Raw genomic sequence first — 26033 nt, forward strand, 5'->3', positions numbered from 1 at the left:
TTATTGTTTTAAATCAGATGCTGTGCTTCCAGTTCCTTGGCTACATTTTCCAGCTCCTGATACCATTCAGCACCAAATTTGCGAATCAACGGCTCTTTCAGAAATTTATAAACCGGCAGGTTTTCTTTCTTTCCTAACAAAACTGCGGCCTTACATACATCCCATCGGTGGTAGTTGACTGCCTTATACGGACCGTAATCTCCTATGCGTATCGGATACAGGTGGCAGGAAATCGGTTTGTAGAAGTTGCATTTCCCTTCCCGGTATGCTTTTTCGATGGCACAATAACAATAGCCTTTCTCATCGTAGCAAGTAAATACGCAGTCCTTTCCGTTGACGATAGAAGTAACCAGATCCCCTTCTTCGTCTGTGTAGACCACGCCCTGGCGGTTGATTACCTCCTGAGCTTCCGGAGCCAGATCATCCCAGATTACGGGTAGCACTTCCTCCAGTTTTTCCACTTCTTCCAGTTCTACGGGTGCACCTGCATCCCCTTCAATACAGCATTCTCCTTTGCAGGCGTGCAAGTCACATAGAAATTTTTCCCGGAATACATCCAGGCTTACTATTACGTCGTCAATCTGTACCATAAGTTTCTGTTTAGTGCGGCAAAGATACGAAAATCGGTGAATAACACAGGGATAACTTCTGCTGAAAATAAATGGCCACACTTGAAAAAAAGCACTACCTTTGCAGTCCGAAAAAATAGAATGATTCATATATGCTGTTACCCTATTTACATAAAGACCTGATAGAAGCCGGTTGTGATGAGGCCGGTCGTGGTTGTCTGGCAGGAGCCGTCTATGCTGCAGCCGTCATTCTTCCTCCCGGATTTCAGAATGAAATGCTCAATGACTCCAAGAAACTGACAGAGAAACAGCGTTATGAATTGCGTACGGTAATCGAGAAAGAAGCTACAGCCTGGGCTGTAGGGGTAGTGACACCCGAGGAAATAGATAAGATTAATATCTTGAATGCTTCCTTTCTGGCCATGCACAGAGCCGTATCTCAGTTGAAGGTCACTCCTCAGCATCTGCTGATTGACGGGAACCGCTTCAATCCTTATCCGGGAATTCCGCATACCACTATAGTGAAAGGAGACGGGAAGTATCTTTCCATAGCCGCTGCTTCCATTCTGGCAAAGACCTACCGTGATGATTACATGAACCGTCTGCATGAGGAATATCCCATGTACGACTGGAAGGGTAACAAAGGTTATCCCACCAAAAAACACCGGGCTGCCATTGCTGCCTACGGCACGACTCCTTATCATCGTATGAGCTTTAATTTGCTGGGCGACGGTCAGCTCTCCCTTGATTTTTGAAGTGTGGAAAAATAAAACAGCCTGTTAATAACCGGAGAAAGTTATTAACAAGCTGTTGAAAACTCTGTTCGTTTTTACACCGTACCCTGAATGGACAGGAAGAAAAAGATTCCTGTTCCCATCATCAGTATGCCAATCAGGGCATAAAACCAGCGTGCCTGTTTCCGTCCTACGTTTCTCACGATGAACTGTGTGTTCTGTGCCGTGAAAAACCAGTTCCAGTTGCAGATGGCTGCCAGTACAGACAAAAGTCCAACCAGGACAAATAGCCCTTGTATAAAATAGTGTATTCCCATTTTTATGCGTTATTCTCGTCGAAGCGGACTGTGCGTGTACCATCTTCTTTTTCTTCAATGTACACGTTCACTGCATTGCCCGGAAGCAGTTCCTCAATCAGTTCCGGCCATTCAATGAAGCAGAGAGCGCCACTGTAGAAATAATCTTCATATCCCATGTCGTACACTTCTTCCAGCTTCTTGATGCGGTAGAAGTCAAAATGGTAAATCAGTTCTCCGTTTTCATCTGAGCGGTATTCGTTGACAATGGCAAATGTCGGTGAGTTGATGACATCTGTTACGCCCAATTCTTCACATACGGCCTTGATGAATGTAGTCTTTCCGGCTCCCATTTTACCATAAAAGGCAAAGACCGTATTGTCTCCCATCGCTGCGATGAATTCTTTGGCAGCTTCGTGGATATTGTCCAGTGAGTTGATTTTTATTTCCATAATACTGTGATTTTAACTTGATTCCGATATTCCTAATGAGCCGTTTTCTTGCGTAGCATGCAAATTAACTTAGCTCCTACATAAATTAAAATTGAGATAAATATGATTGCTGCTCCCGAAGGTACCCGAAGCTGGTAGGAAAGTAGCAGTCCCCCCAAGCAGCCTATGTAACCAATGCCGACAGACAGCCAGATAATGCGTTTAAAACTATAAGTAAAGAGATTGGCCGTCATCTGCGGAAGCGTGAGCAAAGAGATAGCCAGTACGATACCCACCATGCGTAAGCAGGCTACGATGGTCAGGGCGATGAAAGCCATGAGCGTATATTCGAAAGCAGCCACAGGAATGCGCTGTGAACGGGCAAATTCCCGGTCAAAAGAAATGGCTGTGATAGGCCTTAGAAACAATGTAAAGAATAGAATAAGTGCCACACTCAAGATAGCCAGCAGTGTAATGTCACTCCGGTTGATGGTCAGGATGTTACCGAAGAGGAAGGACGACAGGTCGGGCGTGAATCCGGGAGCCAAGAAGCTGAAGATGATACCTACTGCCATACCAAATGTCCAGAATACCGCAATGGCAGAATCTTCCCGCATGTCACTGCGCTTGCTGAGCCATTCCACTCCGAATGCTGACAGCACAGAGAATATGGCCGCACTTAAAATCGGGGAGATACCTGCATATAAGCCGATACCGATTCCTCCGAAAGAGGCATGCGTAATTCCTCCGCTGATAAACACCAGTCGGCGGGTAACGATATACGTGCCTATAATTCCACAGGCAATGCTGGCAAACAGACTTCCCAGCAGGGCATGTTGGAAAAACGTATAATGAAATAGTTCTAATATATTCATTGGTGAATAGCAGCTTAGTGAAAACGACGTTCTCCGACAATCAGGAACAGTTCATCTTTCAGTTCGTCAGGAATTTCTATTCCGCGGAGTTGCAGGCTGCGGCACCAGCCGGCTACCTCTTCCTCCTTCATGGTATACATGATTTCCCGGAACTCATTGATTTCCTCTTCCGTGTAGTTGTCCGACGGATGTCCCTTGAAGCGGTCCAGCTCCTCATCGTCGTAATATTCTATTTGTTTGCTGACAGCTGCCAGCAGACTCTCTTTTTCACAAATCTCATGCTGTCCGCAGCATTCTTCGTCCACGGTTTTTATTTCGGGGGCTTCTTTCAGTTCCCCTCGTTCTATTTTTTTCTGGATAGAGCGGTTATAAAAGAATCCGGCTATCAATCCGAAAATGACTATTCCAATTAAAATAATGACAAGAATCCACATAATGAATCAGATTAAAGTTGGGTGATACGAAAACCTGCCGTCAGTAAATCTTCCCAGAACCGGGGATAAGACTTGGATACGACGTGCGGATTGCGGATGCGTAATGCACTGTTACAGAGTGCAGCTGGTGCGAAAGCCATGGCCATGCGATGATCCTCATACGTGTCGATGGCAGGCGATTCATCCGGAGCACATCGGGTACCGTTCCATGAAAGTACGGAACCTTCACTTTCTTCCAGTACATAACCTAATTTACGCATTTCGGCAATTAAGGCAGCCATCCGGTCGGTTTCCTTGATTTTCAGACTTTGCAGTCCGGAGAAACGGAAGGGGATGCCCAACATGGCGCAAGTCACCACGAAAGTTTGTGCCAGGTCTGGCTGGTTCACAAAATTATATTCCATCCGGTCGGTATGCGTATGTGTTTGTTTCAATGTCACGCTGTTTCCTTCTCTTTGCGTGCAGACACCCAACTGCTCAAACAGCTCAGCCACTTTTGCATCCCCCTGCGGACTCTGTGCAAATAGTCCAGGAAGTGTTACGACGGCTTCATGCTTGGATAATGCTACGATCTCATACCAGTAGGAAGCCGCACTCCAGTCACTTTCCACATAGTAAGGAACAGGATGATAAGGCTGTGGAGCCACCTGCAAGGTATGGTCGGATGTCCATTCAGCTTTTGCCCCAAAATCTTTCATCACTTTCAGCGTCAGGTTGATGTAAGGGCGTGAAATAATTTCTCCTTCCAGTTCCAGGTTCAAGCCGTGTGCCAGCATCGGTCCTATCATCAGCAAGGCCGAGATATATTGCGAACTGACATTTCCCGGAAGACAGAGTGAATGTCTTTCCAGTGCCTTTCCCGTAATCTTTAACGGGGGATAACCTTCATTTTCCGTGTATTCAATCTGCGCCCCCAGACTTCTCAAGGCATCCACTAAAATCTTGATAGGGCGTTGTCTCATCCGTTCGGTTCCGGTCAGTACATGTGTACCGGGAGTTACGGACAAATAAGCCGTCAGAAAACGCATGGCCGTACCAGCAGCCATGATGTCAATCGTTTCCGGCATGTGTGTCAATGCTTCTATCATTACGCGCGTATCATCGCAGTCCGACAGATTTTCAGGACGGCATGTACTGCCCGCCAGTGCATTGATGATAAGTGCCCTGTTGCAGATACTTTTAGAAGAAGGCAACTGAATACAAGTCTGTATGTCAGCCGGTGGGGTGATTTCTATACACTTCATGGTTTAATCAAATCTTTGTGACGCAAAGATACATAAAATTTTCATTCTGCTTTATGTGCATGACTGGCTATATACTCTCCCGGTTTCATTCCGAATTGTTTCTGGAAACACTTGCTGAAATAAGACGGATTATTGAATCCCACCATGTAGCTTACCTCATTGATGCGGTACTGGTTTTCCAGCAAGAGAGAAGCCGCTTTCTTCAGGCGGATAATCTGAATCATTTCATTCGGTGTTGTATTGGCCAGTCCTTTGATTTTCACAAATAATCCGGAACGGCTGATACATAATTTTTCAGCCAAGAAGTCGACTGACAGTTCTTCGTTGTTCAGGTTCTCTTCAATCAGGTGGTTCATTTTCTCCAGGAACACTTTATCACTCTGATTGGCCGCAATGGAGTTGATGGAAACCGTCGGCATTTGTGAGAACTTTTGTCGTAACTGCAAACGCAGTTCTAACAGGTTCTTGATGCATGCCTCCAGATATTGCAATGAGAACGGTTTCTCAATATAGGCATCTGCCCCACAATTCATACTCGTAATCTTGGCTTCCGTATCGGTCTTTGCCGTAAGCAGGATAAACGGAATGTGACTGGTCAGCTGGTTGTTTCGTACCGCTTTACACAAATCAATTCCATTCATGTTCGGCATCATCCAGTCGCTGATAATCAGGGCCACTTCCTGTTCCTTCAGCTTGTTGAGCGCATCCACCCCATCTACAGCCGTCACAATGGTATAGCTGGTCTGAAAGTGAGAAGAGAGGAAGTGTAGCATATCTTCGTTATCATCTACAATCAGCATGATGGGGAGCACCTTCTGCGACATGGAAGCTGTGGCATTCTGCTCTGGGATAATATCTTCCGGAAGCGGACTGCCTGCCTGATTTTCTTCCTCTTCAGCCGATAGGTTTTCCTGTTTTTGAGGAAGAGTAATCATGAATGAAGAACCATGCCCTTGCTGGGAAGTTACCTTGATCTGTCCATGATGTGCTTCTACTATCCCCTTTACGATACTGAGCCCGATGCCGGTTCCCGGTTTGTTCTCTGAAGCCTGATAGAAAGGTTTGAAAATCTTTTTCAATTCCTCTTCATTCATTCCTTTTCCATTGTCTTTTACTTCTATGGAGAAGGTCTGTTTTTCGGGATGTTCCTGAAAACGGACCTCAATCCTGCTTTGCGTATATTTGTTGGCGTTTGTCAGCAGGTTGCTTAGCACCTTGGTAAGTGCTTCCTTATCCACATCCGCATGAAAATGTTCATTGGGATAAGTGACGGAGAAGTTGACTCCATTTTGCTGAAGTGTCGGTGAGAAACGTTCACATACAGCCTGCATCAGTTCTTTGATGGATTGTGAGCTGAACTTCATCCGTATTTCTTTTTGTTCCACTTTTCGGAAATCCAGTAACTGATTTACCAGGTACAGCAACCGTTGGCTGTTACGGTCGATAATCTCCAGTTCCTGACGTTCGTTGGTAGGAATATGGGTTGATTGCATGATTTTTTCCAACGGTCCGATGATGAGTGATACCGGCGTACGTATCTCATGCGCAATCATGGTAAAGAAATTAATTTTAGCTTCGTGAATTTCTATTTCCTTTTTGCTGTTCAGCTCGTCAATGGCTTTGGCATGTTTCTTCTCACTGCGCCGTATGACGTAGCGTAGCAAAAGACCTAGGGCAAGCAAGAACAGCAACACATAGCCAATCTTGAAAGGCAGAGACAGATAGAAAGGCGGATGTACAATGATACGGATGGAAGTTCCTTCTTCGTTCCATATATTGTCATTGTTGGAGGCTTTCACTCTAAAGGTGTACGTGCCTGCCGGAAGGTTGGTATAGGTGGTGCTGTGCTGTGAACCTACATAGTTCCAGCCTTTGTCAAATCCTTCCAGCATGTAGGCATACTGATTTTTCTGTGGAGTGCAATAACTTAATGCCGCATAATTCAGGGTAATGACATTGTCTTTATAAGAAAGATGAATTTCTTTCAGATGGTCGATGGCTTCCGGTAATGTACCGTCTTTTTGTGTGTCAATTTTCTGATTGAAAATTTCCAGGCTGGTCAATACTACATTCGGTTTTTGTGTATTGAGTTTCAATTGGTGAGGATAGAAGGTATTAAAACCGTTGATGCTTCCAATATAGAACTCACCGTTGCGTGTTTTTAACGCAGAGGCCATGATGAATGCTTCACTTTGCAGCCCGTCGCTTTTAGTGAAAATCTGAGTCTCTTGTGTGGCTGGAGTATATTTCACCAGTCCTTTGGCAGTGGTAAGCCACAGGCAGTCTTCTCCTTCCAAGATGGCATTGATACACTCGTTGGGAAGTCTAAGTGGCTGGTAAGTAAATATATCTTTAAGGGGATTATATAAGTACAGTCCTTCGCTGGTTGCAGCCCAGATTTCATTGTCTTTATTAATGCATAGATGGTTGACAGTTAGGCTATTGAAACCTTTTTCCAGACCATATTTTTCCCATTCCTTATTCTTTTGTGGAGAATATCGGAACAGTCCTTTTCCTTGAGTGGCAATCCAAAGATTTCCTTTGGCATCCTCTACAATTTCAATAATAAGTGCTTCTAAATGTTTAATAGGGGTAAAATGTTGTTTTTGTGCGTCGTATTGACAAATTCCATTCATTGAGCCTGTCCAAATTTGTCCTTGACTGTCTTTAAAAATAGAATAGATGCTATTTTCATCCAGACCATTTGTGGTATTATAATTCTTGATTTTTCCTGTTTGTGCATTTAGGACTTGTATACCGTCTCCGTATGTGCCTATCCATAAATCTTTGCCTACTATGCAGAGTGCATGCAAGTTATGTTTATTCAGCTTTTCTCTTCCGTGAAAATCTATAAATTGCATTGTGGAAGGATTGAAGCAACTGAGTCCTGAATCATCGGATGCAATCCAGATATTCCCGTTTTCATCCTCACAGAAACGGCTGATAATTCGACTGTTGAAGTAAGGAATGTCGCTGGATTCGGAGTAGCCGTTGAACTGTCCACAGTAGGGTGGAAGATAGTTTATTCCATTATAATAGGTTCCAATCCATACTCCTCCTTCTCTATCCTTTAACATAGGATAGATAAATTTATCGGACAATGATTTTTCGCTATCTCCGTAATTATCATAGAGAAAACTTTCATGGGTGACAGGATTAAATATCGTAAGTCCGTCGTCTGAACCTATAAACAGCAGTTCTGGAGAGTATTCAAGAATGGAATGAATATGTAATATTCCTTTTCCTTCTGTCAGGTATTTCTCTACTTGTTTTGTTTGTGGGTCGAGTTTCCAGAGGCCTTTATCCCAGGTTCCTATCCAAATATAGTGTGAATTGTCTTCCCATAGTGCCATGGAGTAGACGCCTTCTGTTTCTCCTTCAATCGTATAAGTTTCAAATGTGTTGTTTACTTTATTTAGTTTGCAAAGTTGATAGGGGCCTGATAGCCATATATTGTTTTGTTCGTCATTAAGTATACGGATTACAATATTGTCGTTTTGTGGTATTTCAAACTGGGTGAGTTTATCGGTTTGTGTGTTAAATAGAAAGATACCTTGTTTGTGTGTGGCAATCCATATATTTCCAGCTTTATCTTGAATAATATGTGTAATCCATGAAGTGATAGAGGTTTTGTCACTTGTTTGTTTGACAAATGGGGTAAATGTATCTTTAACTTGATTGTAGATGAATACGCCGTTGTCCGTTCCTAACCATAGCTTTTTGTCGGTAGTTTCGCAAATGGTATTGATTGAATTGGCGTGGAAATTGGAATAGAGTGGATTGTTTTTTTGATAAAGGGTAAATTGGTTACCGTCAAAACGGTTTAATCCATTTTCTGTACCTATCCAGATATATCCCTTTTGGTCTTGGAATAAAGTTGAAATATTATTGGATGAAACTCCGTTTTCAATATTATAATGGCGAAAATGGAACTGGGTAGGTAATATAGCATAGCCACATAGGTGGATTGATAGGCTAATGATTAGACAGTAAAAGGATTTCATACGTGTTGTTTTCTTTTTAAATCTTTACAAAGATGACTAAAACATACGAATAAAGCATATAAAATAGTATAGAAAAATAATGTAAAAGTCTAATTAAAGATTCCGGAGCATTGTCTTGAACTCTCCGGTATATTTTTTAGAAGTCTTCAGCCTATTCCGTGAAATGCCCTAATATATTCTCTGTTTCACAGTGCGGGATTTGTATCCCACACTGTGAAATATATATCCCACACTGTGGTTTTTGTATTTCACAGTGTGAAACAGAGAATTTGTTTCCATATTTCCTTCTTTATCTAAGGATGTGTGGAAGAATTATTACTATGATATTATTCTTACAAGGTGCTGATGCTGTTCAGCTGTCAGTATAATAATGGCGGCAGGAAGAATGAGTGTCTGCATGATAGATGCTAAAATAGTCCTGAAACATATCAAAAAAATCTAATGTAATTGTATAACTAGTTGGATTATAGAGTGTTGTCATGTTTTAGATATACGTAGGACACCGACTATTTTGGTAGTGGAATGGATGATATTTTTATCACTCCAATCTTTAAACTTCTACATTTGCAACAAACGAATAAAGAACCCAATTTATATAATATGAAGAACAAGCTTTTGATATTGATGAGTGGTGTCGCTGTGCTGGGAATCACTTCCTGCACAAAACCGGCCTATCAGCAACCGGATGCTCCTATTCAGGAAGTTCCGTTTACCCAAGTACATATTAATGATGGTTTTTGGTTGCCCCGTATTGAAACAAACCGTACGGTTTCTATTCCTTCCGCTTTCAAGGAATGTGAGAAGAACGGTCGTTTCGATAATTTCGCTATTGCAGGCGGTTTAAAAAAAGGGGAACATCGTGGTGATTTTTCTTTTGATGATACTGACCCGTATAAGGTAATAGAAGGAGCGTCTTATTCATTGGCGGTGAAGTATGACCCTCAGCTTGATCATTATTTGGATAGCGTAATCAATATCATTGCAGCAGCTCAGGAACCGGACGGATACCTGACTACCTGTGTGACAAATAAGTGCTATCGACTTTCTGGTTGGTGGGGACGTTCCAAATGGGAAAAACTGAACAGTCATGAGTTGTATAACAGTGGTCACATGTATGAGGCTGCCGTAGCACATTATCGAGCTACGGGCAAGCGTACATTCCTTGATGTGGCTATCAAGAATGCCGACCTGGTTTGCAAGGTATTCGGACCGGGTGAAGGACAGAAACATGTGCCGTCAGGCCATCCTATCGTGGAAATGGCATTGTGTAAATTATATAAGGTAACGGGTGACAAGAAATACCTTGACATGGCCCGTTATTTTGTGGAAGAAACCGGACGTGGAACAGACGGACACAAATTGAGCGAATACAGCCAGGACCACAAGCCTATTCTTCAGCAGGATGAAATTGTAGGTCATGCGGTACGTGCCGGATACCTTTATTCTGGTGTAGCCGATGTGGCAGCTCTGACAAACGATACGGCTTATTTTCATGCGTTGACCCGTTTGTGGGATAACCTGGTGAGCAAGAAACTGTATATTACCGGAGGTATGGGTTCCAGAGCTCAGGGAGAAGGTTTCGGCCCGAATTATGAATTGCAGAATCATACCGCTTATTGTGAGACCTGTGCAGCCATTGCCAATGTGTACTGGAACTACCGTATGTTCCTGGCTACGGGTGATTCCAAGTATGTGGATGTGTTGGAACGTGCCTTGTACAACGGCGTGATTTCAGGTGTTTCTCTGAGCGGTGACAAATTCTTTTATGACAATCCGCTGGAATCTATGGGCGAACACGAACGCCAGCGCTGGTTTGGTTGTGCCTGCTGTCCGGGTAATGTAACCCGCTTTATGGCTTCCGTACCAAGCTATGCGTATGCCACCCAGCAGAATGACATTTATGTGAACCTCTATATCCAGGGTAAGGCAGAAATGCAGACCGCAGATAATAAGGTGACATTGGAACAGACTACCGAATATCCGTGGAACGGAAAAGTAACCATTAAGGTTACTCCTGAAAAAGAAGGCAAATTTGCTATCCGCCTCCGTATCCCAGGATGGACAAAAGCAGCTCCTGTAGCTTCTGACCTGTATGCATATACCGATGCGGCCAAGAAATATACATTGAAGGTAAACGGCTCGGCTACACGTGGAGCAGAAGGTGACGGCTACGAAACCATCGTACGTACATGGAAGGCAGGTGATGTAATTGAACTGGAAATGCCGATGGACGTTCGTCGTATCAAAGCCAACGATAAAGTGGAAGTAGACCGTGGAATGGTAGCATTGGAACGTGGACCGATTATGTTCTGTCTGGAAGGAAAGGATCAGCCTGACAGCATCGTATTCAATAAATTTATTCCGAATGATACTCCGATAGAAGCTTCTTACGAAGCCAATCTGTTGAACGGGGTGATGGTATTGAAAGGTACCGCAAAGGAAGTTGAAAAAGACGGTACAGTGAAAGACGTTGCATTCAAGGCCATTCCTTATTCTACATGGAACAACCGCGGAGCCGACCAGATGGAAGTATGGATTCCGGAATCAAAAGAATATGCAATTCCAACTCCCGAGCCGACTATTGCTTCAAAGGCACAGACATTCACCATTCAGGCTGCAATCCAGAAAGATGCGCCCGAGTCGGCAGCTGTGATGTCCTACGCATGGGGCGTGAACGACCAGTGGGAGCCGAAACGTTCTTCAGATACTTCCAAGCCCTATTTCTACTGGTGGTTGAAGAATGGTACGATGGAGTCTCTGGCCTACGAATTCGACAAACCTTACACCGTATCGAAAGTGGAAGTTTACTGGCTGGATTTTGATCATTACGACGGTGATTTCCGTGTACCGCAAAGCTGGACATTGTATTACAAGTCTGGAAACAGCTGGAAAGAAGTAGAAACGAGTGATAAATATGGGGTAGAAAAGGACAAATACAATGTAGTAAACTTCAAGCCAGTCCAGACTACCGGACTGAAAATCTCGGCACAGCTTCAGAAAGGAGCTTCGGGAGGTATTATTGAATGGAAAGTAGAGTGATTTATTAACCCTTAAATATAAACAAGATGAATACACAGTTAAATCGCATGTTGTTTAGTCGTGCATTTGTAAAAGTGTCGGCATGTGTAGTGCTTTCTGCAGGTTGTTTACCTATGGCAACCTATGCGGAATCTGTTGGAGCACCGGTTGTGGAGACTGTCTTGCAACAAAAGGCTATCTCTGGTAAGGTGGTTGATTCAAAAGGTGAGTCCATTATTGGTGCAAATATTATGGAGAAAGGCACTTCCAATGGTACGATTACTGATTTTGATGGGAATTTTAGCTTAAATGTATCAGCCAAATCAGTACTTCAAATTAGCTACATCGGTTATAAGACGCAGGAAATTCCTGTCAGTCAGTTGAAGGCAGGTGCTGTCATTACCTTGAAGGAAGATACGGAAGTGATGGACGAAGTCGTGGTAATTGGTTACGGTACGCAGCGTAAAGGTGATGTGACCAGTGCGATTGCTTCTGTAAAAGCGGAAGACTTTACAGTGGGTAAGGTAGGCGATGCGGCCGATTTGATTAAAGGTAAGGTGGCTGGTTTGAGTATTGCAAAAGGTTCTGGTGACCCGAATGCGACTTCTGCCATCCGTCTGCGTGGTGTTATCTCCGTAAATGGTAGTACAACTCCTTTGATTCTGATAGATGGAGTGGAAGGAGATTTAAGTACAGTCGCTCCTGAAAATATTGAAGCTATCGATGTGTTGAAGGATGCTTCTGCCGCAGCTATCTATGGTACACGAGGTGCAAACGGTGTGATTTTGATAACTACAAAAACCGGTAAGCGTGAGGCACATACTACTGCTTCTTATTCGGGCTACGTTTCTGCTTCTCAGTTTGGCAAGAAACTGGATTTTATGACTGCAGAAGATGTACGTGCCGGGAAAACAAACTTTACAGACAAAGGGTATGATACTGATTGGCTGGATGCCATCAGCCGTACCGGTTTTACTCATAATCACAACTTTAATATTTCTGGAGGTACAAAACAGACTACTTATTCAGCAGACTTTACTTATCGTAAGGAAGACGGTGTGATTATGAATACGTATGCAGAAGATATCCGTATGCGTTTTGATGTTTCTCACTGGATGCTGAATGATATGTTGAAGGTTAATTTGAATATGGTCAAGAAATGGCATAAGAATAGTGCAACCAATGCTACAGCCACAGACCAATCAAATATCTACCGTCAGGCAATTGCACGTAATCCGACAGCTCCGATTTATAACGAAGATGGTTCTTATAATGAAGATTTCGGGGTAAACTACTACTATAATCCGGTAGGAATGTTGGAAGAACGTTTGGGTAATTATACTTACGAAGAGACTCGTGCTGCTGGTAATATTACTTTTGAACCCATTAAAGGATGGCAAACCAATTTGATGTTAGCTACCAGTCGTTTTGGTGCCCACGATAAGGGGTATAATACTTCTGATTATTATGGGAACCAATTGAACCAATGGACAGGATATGCTTATCACACAAATAGTGAAAGCTTTCAGAATAATTTGGAGCTTACTTCTAAATATGATTTGAATGTAGGTAAGCATCGTATGAATGCAATGGTGGGTTATAGTTACCAGTATTACAAATATGAACAAAATTATGCTAATAACTATAATTTTCCAACAGACTTCTTCCAATGGAATAATTTGGGTATAGGTCAGGCTTTGAAGGAAGGTAAAGCAGGAATGGGCAGTAGTGCCAGTGAAAATACTTTAATTGGTTTCTTTGCCCGTGTAAGTTATGCCTACGATAATCGTTATAATTTGTTGGTGAGTGTACGTCGGGAAGGTTCTTCCAAGTTTGGAGATAACAATAAGTGGGGTACGTTCCCTTCTGCTTCATTAGGATGGACTATCAGTAATGAGGAGTTTATGAAAGGCATTACTTGGCTAAATAATTTGAAATTGCGTGCAGGTTTTGGTATTACTGGTGTTATACCGAATGATCCGTATATTTCATTGACAAAGTACGCTTATGGCAGTTCCTATTATTATAGTGATGGTAAATGGTTACCAGGTTTATCTGTAAGTTCTAATCCGAATCCGGATCTTCGTTGGGAAAAATCTACGGAATTCAATGTGGGTTTAGATTGGAGTGTATTGGATAATCGTTTGGGTGGTTCTATTGATGTATATAACAAGAAGACAACTGATTTATTGTTTTGGTACACAGTTCCAACTCCTCCGAACTTATTCAATTCAACTTTGGCTAATGCGGGTTCTGTACGAAATCAAGGTATCGAAGTTGCTGTAAATGCAGTTCCGGTGCGTACCAAAGACTTTGAATGGAAAACTGTTGTTACAGTTTCTGCTAATAAAAATAAGTTGTTGAGTTTGTCTAACGATATGTATGAATCTAACAGCTTTATGGATACCGGGGGACTGGGGGAACCTATTAGTATTTCTACTCACCGTATGGAAGAAGGTAGAGCTTTGGGAGAATTTTATGGATTGAAATCTGTTGGTGTATCCGAGAATGGTCTGTTCCTGATTGAAAAACCAGATGGAGAGGTTGTAGAATTCTCTAATGATCAGTTGAAAAATGATGAATATCGTCAGTACTTGGGTAGCGGTCTGCCTAAAGTCTATTTGGGATGGACAAATAATTTGTCTTATAAAAACTGGGATTTGAGTATGCAGTTTACCAGCCAATTGGGATTCAAGATTTTGAATGAGCCTCGTGCTTTCTATGAAAACAATTCTATTGCATACAACCGATTGAAATCTGTTGAGGAAGCTCCTTATGGTGGACAGTATACATTGTCTTCTTCTCAGCCTCAGACTTTTGTAAGTTATTATTTGGAAGATGGTGATTTCTTGAAGTTGACGAACCTTACTATTGGCTATACTTTCCCAATAAAGAAGAACAATAAATACATCAAGGGGGTACGTGCTTATTTGTCTGGTGATAACTTGTTCTGTATTACTGGTTATTCTGGATTGGATCCAGAGTTGTCCAACTGGTATCCTACTTCTGCAGGTATTGATGCGCGTGATAAATATCCATCCATTCGTTCGTTTACCTTTGGTTTGAACTTAACTTTCTAATATTGAATCGATATGAAATCAAATTTATATAAATCATTACTCGGAACAGTAATCGGTGCAAGTATGCTCTCACTGAATAGCTGTACTGATTTGAGCGAAACTATTTATAGTGAGCTGGCATCTGAAAAGTACGAATTTACAGATAAGGATGCTGCTGCCATGTTTGCTCCTGTATATTCTTCCTTGCGTAGCTTGTATTGGGGATGGAATGGTTATGCAGATGTGATGGATGAGACCTCTGATCTGTGGACTACTCCTTTGCGAATTGGAGTGGGATGGGGAGATCTTTATATTGCTATGCATGAGCACAATTTCCATTCACAGATTGACCATTTGTGGACTGAATGGCAATATGCTTATGAAGGTATTAATGCTTGCAATAAACTTTTGGCGGATAAGGCTGTACAGGAGGCAGAAACATCAGTTGCACAACTTCGTGCTTATCGTGCATTGTATTATTACATTTTGTTTGATTTGTTCCGTAACATTCCATTGGATACTACGTATGATCATCCGACTGGCTGGCAACCCGAGCAAGCTAAACCGCAGGAGGTTTGGGATTTTCTGATTACGGAACTGAATGACATTAAAGATAAGTGCGGTGATGAAGTGAGAATGGGTGAAATCAATAACTATGCGGTACACATGATTCTTGCTAAAATGTATCTGAATCATAACGCATGGTTTAATGACCATTCGGATGATTCTTATTATCAGAAATGTATCGATGAGTTGAATCAGGTGTTGGCAGGTCCGTTCGCACTGGCACCGAATTATTCTGATAACTTCAAGGAAGATATTTCTACATCTCCGGAAATTATTTTCGGTATTCCGTTTGAATATTTGTATGCCGGTGGTAACTATTATGCCAACAAATGGATGAACGAAGCCGGACGTGCTACATGGGGATTTACCGGATGGGCTACAGGCGGAAGTGCAGCTTTGCCACAGTTCCTTGAAACTTACGATCCGGATGATACACGCTTTACAGACTGTTGGATTGAAGGTGAACAGAAAGATATGAATGGTAATACTATTTATGTAGATGGTAAACCTTTGAACTATACACGTGAAATCCGTAGTACAGATAATCCGGGCTGTTACCCAATGGAAGGAGCCCGTCTGGTGAAATATGAAATCAAGACTGGCGACTGGGGTACTTCTTACGACGATGTTCCTTTCTTCCGTCTGGCAGACGCTATGATGATGAAAGCCGAATGTCTGTTGCGCTTGGGTGGATATAATGGCGAAACCGAAGAAGACGCTGCTCGTCTGGTTACACAGGTACGTGCACGTGCTTTCAAGGATAATCCGGAAAAAGCTACCCGTACAGTGGCTCAGCTGAAAGGTGGCAGTGTGTACAAATATGGTCATCGTGAGAATACGGCCAAACAAGATGAACCGGATAATTGGGTAACTACGGAAGAAGGTGGTGCTGATATTATTTTAGGTGGATTATTGGATGATTTGGCATGGGAGTTTGTAGCAGAACATCATCGTCGCCAGGACTTGATTCGTTTCCGTATGACGAACGGACAGAATGTGTTCAATGGCAAATCTTGGTTCTGTAAAGACCGTAAAGAAGATGTGAATGATAATCATTGTGATATCTTCCCGATTCATAAGACATTCCTGGAAGGAAACTTGAAGTTGAAACAAAATCCGGGTTATGGAGGTTAATGAAAACACTTAAAAAAGATTTATCATGAAAAAGAATATATTATTAGCATTTTGTTGCTGTTCGTTGCTCGCATTTACAGCATGTAGTGACGATTACAATGATGCTACCTCAAAACATGTTTATGGGGAAAATGAAAACCCTTATTTAAAGATTGACACAGAAGCTCAGATTTCTGCTACTGGTGTCTTGGAAGTAAATGGAGAACATTCATATACAGTAAAGCTTTCGGACTATGCTGCAAAGTTTGAAGAAAAGATGGGTATGAGTGTAGATGCTGTGATTGATGGATTGAGCACAGGCGAAACTGTTTTCTATCCGATTAATACGACTCGTAATCAGTGGTTAAAGACGCCATATAACAAGGACGATGCCGGTTGGTATTTCAACTCGGCGAACCAGCCTTGTGCGCAGGACGATGCGGCTTGCAGAGCTTCTGTGGTACTGGATAAAACGAACAAGGAATTGGTTTTTGAATTGTCGGAAGGCGGAATTACCGCTGGTACAGTGTTGGCACTGGAAGTAGGATTCGCTAAAAACGGTCCGGATTATGACGACTATGTACGCTTTACTCTGAATGCGAGTGTGACAGACCCGACTGTAGCTGTTGCTACTGTGGCACTTCCTAATACAAATTATACGTCGGATGATATTTTGTTGACCTCAATTGAAGAAAATATTGCTGCTGTGTTTGAAATGACATTGGACGAATTTATTACAGCATTTGACGAAGGTACAATTAAGTTTTATGCGGCAGACCCAACAACTGGTGTATGGGATACAGAAAGTGCTTATACAGGTGAGGCACCTGCAGGCTATTGGTTTGATGAAGCTGGTAAGGTATGTGCTTACCCTGGTGTAGTATGTGCTAATTTTAAACCTGACTCTGATGATGTAAGTAAGAGTTGTGTAAAATTATGTTGCATGCCAGAAACGGCAGTTGGTAAACAATATAATTGTAGTTTTGGATTTATTGATACTACTGATGCAACCAAATTTTTCCGTTTCGTTGTTACTTGTAATATTACAGAATAGTATAATTAGGGAAAGATGGATATTTTAGGAGAATATCCATTCCCTTAAACAAAAACGTCCTGATAGAATTGTCAGGACGTTTTTATTTATCGATTTAGTAATGAGAAGTTAAGTCTTTATGTGTTTTAAATCTGTGAAATATCTGGATAGATCTGTAACTATGTGTTTATTGCTTTGGTTCTGCTTGCTGTGGAGTTGTAGCGATAAGGTTCCTCAAAAAGAGGAGGATAAAAACATTTTACAGGTTATGTCTGAAGATAATATTGAGGACTTTGATAAATATTACAAGCCGGCTGAGTTTGAAGGGATGGATATGCTCCGAAGTGATGCCAAATGGTCATGGTTCCGTTCCAAACAAAGTGAGCATTTCTTCGTATTCTGGGAAGCTGGTTTTGGTGATGACCCTAATGCGGAAACAGTTCCTGCCAATTTGAGAGTAGATATAGATGACCTCCTGGAAAAGGCGGAACTATTCTATCGGACTAATGTGGAGAAACTGAAATTTGCTGAAACTGGACAGGGGAAATCATTTTTGGACCGTTATAAAATGGAAATATATTTGTTGTATCAGGAAGAATGGCTTGCCACAGGTTCTGGATACGACAATATCATCGGGGCCTTGTGGGTAAATCCGAGTACATGCCAGCCTGTAGGCTCTACTATTGCACACGAAATCGGACATAGTTTCCAGTATCAGGTGTACTGCGATAAGTTATGCCAGGGAGGAAATGATGACCTTAAATCGGGTTTCCGCTATGGATATGAAGGAAGCAATGGTGGATGTGGCTTCTGGGAGCAGTGTGCGCAGTGGCAATCATTCCAGGATTATCCGGAGGAGATGTTTACCTCTTATAACTTTGACGTCTGGTTGAATAATAATCATCGTCATTTTGAAAATGAATGGATGCGTTATGCCAGTTATTGGTTGCAGTCTTATTGGACTATGAAACACGGTATTGAGACAATCGGTAATATTTGGAGAGAGTCTGTCTATCCGGAGGATGCTATTTCGGCGTATACACGGTTGTATTGCAATGGCGACTGGAGTAAAACTAAAAAGGAACTGTATGATTATGCCAGCAGGATGGCAACCTTTGATATTGATGGAGTACGTGAGTATTCAGAGGGCTACCTCGGACGTTATCATACTACTTTTTATACGAGTGGTGAATATTATCAGGTGGCTTATGCCAATTGTCCGGAGGCTACAGGCTTTAATGTGATTCCTTTAAATGTGCCAGATGCGGGCAATATGGTAGTAGCGGCTGATTTTGTAGGGCTGGAACCTGGTGCAACACTGGCTTCGGGTGATCCGGGTGAATATATGGAATCGGAAACAGTGAAGGGTACAACCACGAAATACAATACGGCGGGTAGTGCCGGAAATATGGGATGGATGTATGGTTTTGTAGCTTTGAAACAGGATGGAAGCCGGGAGTATGGTGAAGCACATTTCGATAAGAGCGGACGTGTTTCCTTCACTGTTCCGGCTGGTACACAGAGTTTGTATTTTATAGTGCAGGCTGCACCACAGAATTATGTAGTTCATCCGTGGGATGAAAAAGAGTTGACTGATGAACAGTTCCCGTATAAGGTGAAATTTGAGAATACAAATTTGTTGGGAAATATTACAATCGACCCGGATGCTGAACCTCAGGATTTGACACTGACGTATAATGTTACATTTGCAGCAAGTGATGCCGATTATAATGGGGCTTCTGTCAGTGTTTCTGAAAATGGAGATCTTACGAAAATAGCACAGGCGCTTGCTATGCAACCCTCACAATTGACTTCGAACATGTTATCAGCAAAGTCTGAGCCTCAGGAAGGAAAGATTGCTTTTGCTGCTGTGAAGCCGAATGGTAGTTTGGACTATAATACGACTGCTAATGGGTACGGGTTCTGGTTCGATAGTCTTGGCAATCCCATTGGATGGGGAAGTGATAATGATAGTAAGGTCTATGTGGAATATGATGCGAAAAACTTTAGTTTTTCTGTCGGACAATATCCGGGAAAATTAGCTTCGGGTGATAATTATATCGTGAAAGAAGCCTTGGTCTATACAAAGGGCGGACAACAATATGTAATAACTTTAGTCTTTAATATTGATATCAAATGAACAAACGACTAATAGGGACATGTTTTTTAGCGGCAGTTTTTACTGCCGCTTTTTCTCAATCGGTATGTCCCGTTGATTTATGTAACAATAAGTTGAGAGGAAAAGAAATCTACATTCCCAAAGATTTGCAGGGAATGGATCTTCAGAACCCGGAATCCCAATGGAGCTATCACCGGATGTGCTGTACGGATAATGTGGTGGTGTTTTGGGAGAAAGGTTTCGGTAACGATTTGGCCAATCCTCCTCAGTTGGAAGGGCATGACATGCATGTAGATTTGAATAACCTGACGGATAAACTGGGATACTTCTATACGTTCTTCCGTGACTCTTTACAGTTCACGAAACCGGGTTCGAAAAGTGACCGTTACCGGATGATGGTGATGATTAATTATTCGCTGGAAGGAACGGCCTACGGAGGTGATTATGACCAGCAGATTGGTGCACTATGGGCGGCTCCTAATCGTATACAGGATGAGAAATTGAACTGCGTGGCACATGAATTAGGTCATAGCTTTCAGGCACAGATTTCGTGTGACGGAGAAGGAGAGGCCTGGGGTGGCTCCGGCTTTTTCGAAATGGCATCACAGTGGATGTTATGGCAGGTGAATCCGGACTGGCAGACGGATGAACGCTATCACTGGGAAGCTTTTACAAAGTTGACGCACAAGGCTTATCTGCACTTGGAGAATATTTATCACTCACCGTATATTCTGGAATATTGGGGGATGAAGCGAGGACGTCCGATTATTGCAGAGCTTTTCCGTCAGGGCAAGAGAGGGGAAGACCCGGTGATGACTTACAAGCGCATGACGGGATTGTCGCAGGAAGCTTTCTGTGATGAGATGTTTGATGCCTGCCGGCATTTGATTAACTGGGATTTTGACAGGGTGTGGAAGAATACGCGTCCTTATGCGAACAAGTACACTTGCAAGTTGACAGCCCAATCGGATGGATGGTATCAGGTGGCCGCCGAAAATTGTCCGGAGAATTATGGATTTAATGCCATTCCGCTGAGGGTACCTGAACCGGGAACAAAGGTGGAGTTGCAGTTTGAAGGAGTAAATGGAAAGCAAGGCGGATATGTATCGGTACATCCGGAAAAGGCCGGTTGGCGATATGGGTTTGTAGCCGTCAAAGCCGACGGGAAGAGTATATATGGTGAAATGTCTGCCGATAAAAAAGGAAAACTCACTTTTAAGGTGCCTGAAAACGAGAAGTTAGTATATTTGTGGTTGGTAGTGATGGGGGCACCAGAGGAGCATTGGATGAATCCTTCACCGGAAAGTGGGGAAAAAGATGCACAGTGGCCTTATCGCATCAGACTGAAAGGAACGGATTTAAAGAACTAATTTTATTGGGGTATGTTTGCAAAAGAAACGTATGTCGCTCGCAGGCGGCAGTTGAAGGAGAGTGTAGGCTCCGGCTTATTGCTCTTTTTAGGGAATGACGAGTGTGGAATGAATTATGAAGACAACACGTATAATTATCGGCAGGATTCTTCATTCCTCTATTTCTGGGGATTGTCATACGCTGGTCTGGCGGCTGTAATTGATATTGACGAGGACCGTGAAATCATTTTTGGTGATGAACTGACCATTGACCATATCGTGTGGATGGGGACGCAGCCAACTTTACACGAGAAGGCACAGCGAGTAGGAGTGACGGAAACCTTGCCACTGGCTGAACTGAAGAAGTACGTAGAGAAGGTGGTGGCACAGAAGCGTACGGTACATTATCTTCCGCCTTATCGGGCAGAGCATCGCCTGAAGCTGATGGACCTGTTAGGGGTAAAGCCGGGAGCAGAGATGCCTTCTATTCCGTTTATCAAAGGGATTGTGAACCTGCGAAATTATAAGACGGAAGAAGAGATTGCAGAGATTGAACGCGCATGTGATGTGACGGCTGAAATGCATCTGGAGGCAATGCGTGTGTTGCGTGTCGGGATGAAGGAGCATGAGGTGGCTGCGGCATTGGAAGCGGTGGCTCAGGTGCATGGATGTAACTTGTCTTTCCCGACCATTGCTACGGTATGCGGACAGACTCTTCATAATCATTATCATGGGCATACGGTAAAGGAAGAGGAGATGTTGCTGGTGGATGCCGGAGCAGAGACGGCCATGGGGTATGCAGGTGATATGTCTTCTACTATCTGTGCGGGAAAGAAATTTACCAGTCGGCAGAAGGATATTTATGATATTCAGGTGGCTGCGCATCAGGCAGCGGTGAATGCTTTGAAGCCCGGGGTATATTTCCGTGATGTGTATGACTTGTCCTGTCGGGTAATTTGTGAAGGCTTGAAAGGGCTGGGACTGATGAAAGGAAATCCGGCAGATGCGGTAGAACAGGGAGCACATGCCATGTTCTTCCCTTGCGGACTGGGACACATGATGGGACTGGATGTGCATGATATGGAAAATCTCGGAGAGGTATGGGTCGGTTATGACGGACAGCCTAAGAGTACGCAGTTCGGGCGTAAGTCGTTGCGTCTGGCTCGTAAGTTGGAACCGGGTTTTGTACTGACCATTGAGCCGGGTATCTATTTTATTCCGGAACTGATGGATTACTGGAAAGCAGAGCATCGTTTTACCGATTTCATTAATTATGAGAAACTGGAAAGTTATCGGGACTTTACGGGGCTGCGTAATGAGGAGGATTACCTGATTACGGCTACCGGAGCACGGAGACTGGGTAAGAAGATTCCTTTGACAACGGAAGAAGTGGAGGCAATGAGATGACGAACGATAGTAAAGCGATTGCGTGTGCCTGTGTGGCGGTGTTAAGCTGGTCGACGGTGGCCACGGCTTTCAAGATGGCCTTGCGTTATCTGACGCATTTCGAGATGTTGTGGGTGGCCAGCCTGACTTCACTGGTGATATTTGCGGTGTTGCTGACTGCACAGCGGAAATGGAGATTGCTTGGGAATCTGACTGGGAAACAATGGCTGTATTATGCCGGACTGGGACTGCTGAATCCGGTGGCTTATTACTTGGTGCTGTTCAAGGCATACGATTTGCTTCCTGCGCAGGTGGCGCAGCCTATTAACTATGCCTGGCCGATTGTGCTGCTGATTTTATTGGCTTTGTTTGCCGGACAACCTATACCTAAGAAGAAATACATCGGTATGTTTGTTTCTTTGGCGGGAGTCGCTTTGATCTCAATCGGTACCGGATTTAACGGAGAGATGAGTGTATCGACCGAGGGGTTTCTATTGGCGGCACTGAGTGCTGTGCTGTGGGCTACCTACTGGATGCTGAATAACCGGAATAAGGTACAGACGGATGGTAGTGTGGTTTTGTTTTTGACTTTCTTATTTGGTTCGGTTTATTTGTCAGTGGGAGCTTTGTTCTGTGGGTTGAACTTGAGCTCGCTGACCGGTGTGTTGTCGGGCATGTACGTCGGAGGATTTGAAATGGGAATTCCTTTTATTTTCTTCGGACTGGCCATGCGGAAAACTTCCAATCCGGCATTGATAAACCAGTTGTGTTACCTGTCGCCCTTCATGTCATTGTTCTTCATTTCTGTCGTGCTGGGCGAGCAGATTGTGTTTACTACTTACATCGGACTGGTGATGATTGTGTTGGGTATCGTCTTCAATCAGTATTTCGTAAAAAGTTCCAATCAGGCAAAAATCGTCCAATAGGATGAAAAAATAGTATAGAATCGCCTCTCCTGGGTGCAGGAGGGGCGATTTTGGGATAATATTGTTATCGTTTCAGACTTCAATGGCAGAGAGTTATTCGTTTATCTTTTTTCTTTGCAATTGGAAAAATATTCTATGATATGAAAAATACATCGTTAATCGTAAGTGCTGTTTTATGGCTTTGCAGCTGTCTTTCCATGATGGCAGCCGGAAATAAAGTATATGTGGTGCAGTCGCCCGACAAGCAGTTGAAAGTAGAAATCTCTGCGGGTACGGACGGACTGATTTATTCTGTATATCATAAAGACTCTCTTATTGTTGTTGATAGTAAATTAGGGTTAATTCAAGAAGGAAAGACACCTGCTCTGGCGGGTGGGGCGAAAGTGATTTCTGCCAAAACTAAAAAGATTTTTCAGGACATTGATGCACCTTTTTATCGCTTCAAGTCGTTTCAGGCAGTTTGCAATGAAATGAACTTGAAGCTGAAAGGTGAGTATGGAGTGTATTTCCGTGTCTACAACGAAGGAGTGGCTTATCGTTTTTATACCTCTTCCAAAGAGGATTTGATTATCAAGAATGAAATTGCGGAATTCCGGTTTGCTGGTGATTATACAGCTTATTTGCCGTACTCTACGAATAAGGAAAAACCGATGGCAATGGCTTTTCAAAATACGTATGAGGTGAAACCGTTGTCAGAGGCTCCACAGGAACTGGCTTTTTTGCCGGTAACAGTGGATTGCAAGCAGGCGAAGGTGACACTGCTGGAGTCGGACTTGGAAGCTTATCCGGGAATGTTTGTGCAGCCGGATGGAAAGCAGGCATTGAAAGGTGTGTTTGCTCCTTATCCGAAAAAGACGGATTTCTATCCATGGCGCAAGCAGGAGTATGTGACGGAAACGGAGGATTACATAGCACGCGTAAAAGGAAACCGTACGTATCCGTGGCGTATCCTGGCTATAACGGAGAAGGATACAGAAATGCCGGTGAATAATCTGGTATATGCGCTGGCTTCTCCTAACCGCATTGGAGACTATTCTTGGGTAAAACCGGGTAAAGTGGCTTGGGACTGGTGGAATGACTGGAACCTGAAAGGGGTACCTTTCAAGGCAGGTATTAATATGGATACATATAAGTATTATATTGATTTTGCTTCCCGGAACGGATTGGAATATGTCGTATTGGACGAAGGTTGGTATGACCCGAAGAGTGGGGATATGCTGACAGTGATTCCTGAACTGGATTTGCCGGAATTGATTCGATATGGAAAGAGCAAGGGAGTGGAGCTGGTACTCTGGACGGTGTTCAATGTGCTGGATTCACAGTTGGATGAGGCTTGCCGGAAGTATGCTGAAATGGGAATCAAAGGCTTTAAGGTGGATTTCCTTGACCGGGATGACCAGACTGCGGTGGAAATGATTTATCGTATTGCGGCAAAGGCAGCAGAATATAAACTGATATTGGATTATCACGGTATCTATAAGCCAACCGGTTTAAATCGTACTTATCCGAATGTGGTAAATTATGAAAGCGTGTTTGGTATGGAAGAGATGAAATGGAGTGAGGTGGAGAAGAATATGCCGCTTTATGATGTGACTTTCCCGTACATCCGTTTGATGGCTGGCTATGTGGACTATACACCGGGGGCTATGCGGAACTTGTCGAAGCGTGATTTCCAGCCTATGTATTCCAGTCCCGCCAGTATGGGTACACGCTGTCATCAGTTGGCTGCTTACATTGTGCACGATTCTCCGTTTACGATGCTGTGTGATGCACCGACAAATTATTTGAAAGAGCAGGAATGTGTGGATTTCATCAGTTCGATTCCGGTGGAAACAGATTCTACCTTTATTTATTCAGGTAAACTTGGTGAATCAATTGTGACGGTTCGCAAAAAAGATATTAACTGGTATATCGGAGGTATGACAAACTGGGATGAGCGTGAGGTGACACTGGATTTCTCTTTCTTGGGTGAAGGGGAAAAGTATCAATGTACTTTGTTCAAGGACGGTGTCAATGCATCTCGCCAGGCAGAAGATTATGTGAAGGAAACTTTTGTGGTAGATGCCCATACGAAACTGCCTATCCATTTGGCTTCTGGAGGAGGCTTTGCCTTGAAACTGGAGCGTACTTTTGTAACGGAAGTGAAACCTTCAGCTGTGCCTGCGGGAAAAGGAATCCCTTCTTTTTATAAAAAATACTTGGAAGTAGACGGATTATATATCGTGTCATCTGATAAGGTACGTGATGAGGCTCTGGAAAAGGCGTATGAGATTGTATCGCTGATGCTGGCGAAGCGTCCGGATGTGAAGCAGTACATGGTGAGCAAAGGATGTCATGTGATGATTATCGGTGAGCACGAAGAGGTGTGTGATTTGCCGGAATATGCGCATATCTGCAACACACCGGAGAATATCGCTTTCTGGAATAAGCGTGCCAGAGGCTTTGGCGGTGCTCCGGAAGATGACTTTTCGGCCAGCTGTGGAGAAGAGAATGTGCTGGCTTTCCCAGGTGACAAGTATGTGGGAGAAAATATCCTGATTCATGAGTTTGCACATTTGTTCCATACCATTGGTATTGTAGGTGTAGAGCCTGATTTCAACGACCGTTTGGAGCAGTGCAGACAAAATGCCATTGCCAAGGGATTGTGGAAGGATACGTATGCTATTTCAAATAAAGAAGAGTATTTTGCAGAATGTGTGCAGTCGTTCTTCAACTGTAACCGTTATTCGGAGACTCCGAATAAAGTACACAATGCCATGAACCGTCGTACGAAACTGAAATCGTATGATCCTGACATGTATCAGTTGCTGAAAGAGTATTTTTATGAAATTGAAATTCCGATATTGAATGAAGTGCACCCATAATAAAAGGAGGAA

Annotated in this window: 17 protein-coding genes; 10 read left to right on the plus strand and 7 right to left on the minus strand. The window is 43.2% G+C overall.

Translation table 11 applies throughout. The features are described from left to right. Window positions 1-8: 8 nt before the first annotated feature. Window positions 9-590: a DUF3109 family protein gene (locus DXD04_RS12065; RefSeq protein ID WP_117673519.1), complete on the minus strand. Its 582-nt coding sequence runs from the start codon at window positions 588-590 to the stop codon at window positions 9-11. 131 nt (window positions 591-721) lie between these two features. On the opposite strand from DXD04_RS12065, the gene DXD04_RS12070 reads away from it, so the two are divergent. Continuing rightward, a complete protein-coding gene (locus tag DXD04_RS12070) occupies window positions 722-1324 on the plus strand; it encodes a ribonuclease HII (protein WP_117673521.1) in 603 nt (200 codons plus the stop codon). 74 nt (window positions 1325-1398) lie between these two features. Here the strand turns inward: DXD04_RS12070 and DXD04_RS12075 are convergent, their stop codons facing one another. Genes DXD04_RS12075 through DXD04_RS12100 form a run of 6 tightly spaced genes read right to left on the minus strand, consistent with a single transcriptional unit; the run spans window position 1399 to window position 8587 of the window. Then, window positions 1399-1620 carry an immunity 17 family protein gene (locus tag DXD04_RS12075; protein WP_022053998.1) on the minus strand — a complete coding sequence of 74 codons (222 nt, stop codon included), beginning with the start codon at window positions 1618-1620 and terminating at the stop codon, window positions 1399-1401. 2 nt (window positions 1621-1622) lie between these two features. Further along, complete coding sequence (gene tsaE, locus DXD04_RS12080; RefSeq protein ID WP_007560073.1) at window positions 1623-2051, minus strand: tRNA (adenosine(37)-N6)-threonylcarbamoyltransferase complex ATPase subunit type 1 TsaE; 429 nt, start codon at window positions 2049-2051, stop codon at window positions 1623-1625. A gap of 32 nt (window positions 2052-2083) precedes the next feature. After that, window positions 2084-2905 (minus strand): metal ABC transporter permease, encoded by an 822-nt coding sequence (locus DXD04_RS12085; RefSeq protein WP_117673523.1) that lies wholly within the window; start codon window positions 2903-2905, stop codon window positions 2084-2086. Between the two features lie 14 nt (window positions 2906-2919). After that, on the minus strand, window positions 2920-3339 hold the full coding sequence (locus DXD04_RS12090) for a phospholipase (RefSeq protein WP_117673524.1): 420 nt from the start codon (window positions 3337-3339) through the stop codon (window positions 2920-2922). A gap of 11 nt (window positions 3340-3350) precedes the next feature. After that, the gene (locus tag DXD04_RS12095) at window positions 3351-4583 is read right to left on the minus strand and encodes a 3-phosphoshikimate 1-carboxyvinyltransferase (protein ID WP_117673526.1); all 1233 of its coding nucleotides are present in this window, start codon (window positions 4581-4583) and stop codon (window positions 3351-3353) included. Window positions 4584-4624: 41 nt separating this feature from the next. Then, window positions 4625-8587 carry a hybrid sensor histidine kinase/response regulator transcription factor gene (locus DXD04_RS12100; protein ID WP_117673529.1) on the minus strand — a complete coding sequence of 1321 codons (3963 nt, stop codon included), beginning with the start codon at window positions 8585-8587 and terminating at the stop codon, window positions 4625-4627. A gap of 600 nt (window positions 8588-9187) precedes the next feature. Between DXD04_RS12100 and DXD04_RS12105 the strand changes: the two genes are divergently transcribed. The 9 genes from DXD04_RS12105 (at window position 9188) to DXD04_RS12145 (ending at window position 26021) form a co-directional block, all read left to right on the plus strand. Then, window positions 9188-11626: a glycoside hydrolase family 127 protein gene (locus DXD04_RS12105; RefSeq protein ID WP_117673531.1), complete on the plus strand. Its 2439-nt coding sequence runs from the start codon at window positions 9188-9190 to the stop codon at window positions 11624-11626. Between the two features lie 26 nt (window positions 11627-11652). Continuing rightward, window positions 11653-14685 carry a SusC/RagA family TonB-linked outer membrane protein gene (locus tag DXD04_RS12110; RefSeq protein ID WP_117673533.1) on the plus strand — a complete coding sequence of 1011 codons (3033 nt, stop codon included), beginning with the start codon at window positions 11653-11655 and terminating at the stop codon, window positions 14683-14685. Between the two features lie 12 nt (window positions 14686-14697). Then, a complete protein-coding gene (locus DXD04_RS12115) occupies window positions 14698-16365 on the plus strand; it encodes a RagB/SusD family nutrient uptake outer membrane protein (protein WP_117673535.1) in 1668 nt (555 codons plus the stop codon). A gap of 25 nt (window positions 16366-16390) precedes the next feature. Further along, a complete protein-coding gene (locus DXD04_RS12120) occupies window positions 16391-17398 on the plus strand; it encodes a DUF4859 domain-containing protein (protein ID WP_117673537.1) in 1008 nt (335 codons plus the stop codon). Between the two features lie 247 nt (window positions 17399-17645). Beyond that, on the plus strand, window positions 17646-19517 hold the full coding sequence (locus DXD04_RS12125; protein ID WP_259299552.1) for a DUF4859 domain-containing protein: 1872 nt from the start codon (window positions 17646-17648) through the stop codon (window positions 19515-19517). After that, a complete protein-coding gene (locus DXD04_RS12130; RefSeq protein WP_117673539.1) occupies window positions 19514-20866 on the plus strand; it encodes a DUF6055 domain-containing protein in 1353 nt (450 codons plus the stop codon). Before DXD04_RS12125 ends, DXD04_RS12130 begins: the two co-directional genes overlap by 4 nt. A gap of 12 nt (window positions 20867-20878) precedes the next feature. Further along, complete coding sequence (locus DXD04_RS12135; protein ID WP_117673541.1) at window positions 20879-22252, plus strand: aminopeptidase P family protein; 1374 nt, start codon at window positions 20879-20881, stop codon at window positions 22250-22252. After that, complete coding sequence (locus DXD04_RS12140; RefSeq protein ID WP_117673543.1) at window positions 22249-23157, plus strand: DMT family transporter; 909 nt, start codon at window positions 22249-22251, stop codon at window positions 23155-23157. Before DXD04_RS12135 ends, DXD04_RS12140 begins: the two co-directional genes overlap by 4 nt. Window positions 23158-23297: 140 nt before the next feature. Then, complete coding sequence (locus DXD04_RS12145; protein WP_117673545.1) at window positions 23298-26021, plus strand: glycoside hydrolase family 97 catalytic domain-containing protein; 2724 nt, start codon at window positions 23298-23300, stop codon at window positions 26019-26021. The last annotated feature ends 12 nt before the right edge of the window (window positions 26022-26033 follow it).

The organism is Phocaeicola plebeius, assembly GCF_003437535.1.
Classification (GTDB): Bacteria; Bacteroidota; Bacteroidia; order Bacteroidales; family Bacteroidaceae; genus Phocaeicola; species Phocaeicola plebeius_A.

What these genes read in the sequence shown, in the direction of transcription:
- DXD04_RS12065 (WP_117673519.1), bottom strand. Translation starts at nt 590, where the DNA reads ATGGTACAGATTGACGACGTAATAGTAAGCCTGGATGTATTCCGGGAA.
- DXD04_RS12070 (WP_117673521.1), top strand. Translation starts at nt 722, where the DNA reads ATGCTGTTACCCTATTTACATAAAGACCTGATAGAAGCCGGTTGTGAT.
- DXD04_RS12075 (WP_022053998.1), bottom strand. Translation starts at nt 1,620, where the DNA reads ATGGGAATACACTATTTTATACAAGGGCTATTTGTCCTGGTTGGACTT.
- tsaE (WP_007560073.1), bottom strand. Translation starts at nt 2,051, where the DNA reads ATGGAAATAAAAATCAACTCACTGGACAATATCCACGAAGCTGCCAAA.
- DXD04_RS12085 (WP_117673523.1), bottom strand. Translation starts at nt 2,905, where the DNA reads ATGAATATATTAGAACTATTTCATTATACGTTTTTCCAACATGCCCTG.
- DXD04_RS12090 (WP_117673524.1), bottom strand. Translation starts at nt 3,339, where the DNA reads ATGTGGATTCTTGTCATTATTTTAATTGGAATAGTCATTTTCGGATTG.
- DXD04_RS12095 (WP_117673526.1), bottom strand. Translation starts at nt 4,583, where the DNA reads ATGAAGTGTATAGAAATCACCCCACCGGCTGACATACAGACTTGTATT.
- DXD04_RS12100 (WP_117673529.1), bottom strand. Translation starts at nt 8,587, where the DNA reads ATGAAATCCTTTTACTGTCTAATCATTAGCCTATCAATCCACCTATGT.
- DXD04_RS12105 (WP_117673531.1), top strand. Translation starts at nt 9,188, where the DNA reads ATGAAGAACAAGCTTTTGATATTGATGAGTGGTGTCGCTGTGCTGGGA.
- DXD04_RS12110 (WP_117673533.1), top strand. Translation starts at nt 11,653, where the DNA reads ATGAATACACAGTTAAATCGCATGTTGTTTAGTCGTGCATTTGTAAAA.
- DXD04_RS12115 (WP_117673535.1), top strand. Translation starts at nt 14,698, where the DNA reads ATGAAATCAAATTTATATAAATCATTACTCGGAACAGTAATCGGTGCA.
- DXD04_RS12120 (WP_117673537.1), top strand. Translation starts at nt 16,391, where the DNA reads ATGAAAAAGAATATATTATTAGCATTTTGTTGCTGTTCGTTGCTCGCA.
- DXD04_RS12125 (WP_259299552.1), top strand. Translation starts at nt 17,646, where the DNA reads ATGTCTGAAGATAATATTGAGGACTTTGATAAATATTACAAGCCGGCT.
- DXD04_RS12130 (WP_117673539.1), top strand. Translation starts at nt 19,514, where the DNA reads ATGAACAAACGACTAATAGGGACATGTTTTTTAGCGGCAGTTTTTACT.
- DXD04_RS12135 (WP_117673541.1), top strand. Translation starts at nt 20,879, where the DNA reads ATGTTTGCAAAAGAAACGTATGTCGCTCGCAGGCGGCAGTTGAAGGAG.
- DXD04_RS12140 (WP_117673543.1), top strand. Translation starts at nt 22,249, where the DNA reads ATGACGAACGATAGTAAAGCGATTGCGTGTGCCTGTGTGGCGGTGTTA.
- DXD04_RS12145 (WP_117673545.1), top strand. Translation starts at nt 23,298, where the DNA reads ATGAAAAATACATCGTTAATCGTAAGTGCTGTTTTATGGCTTTGCAGC.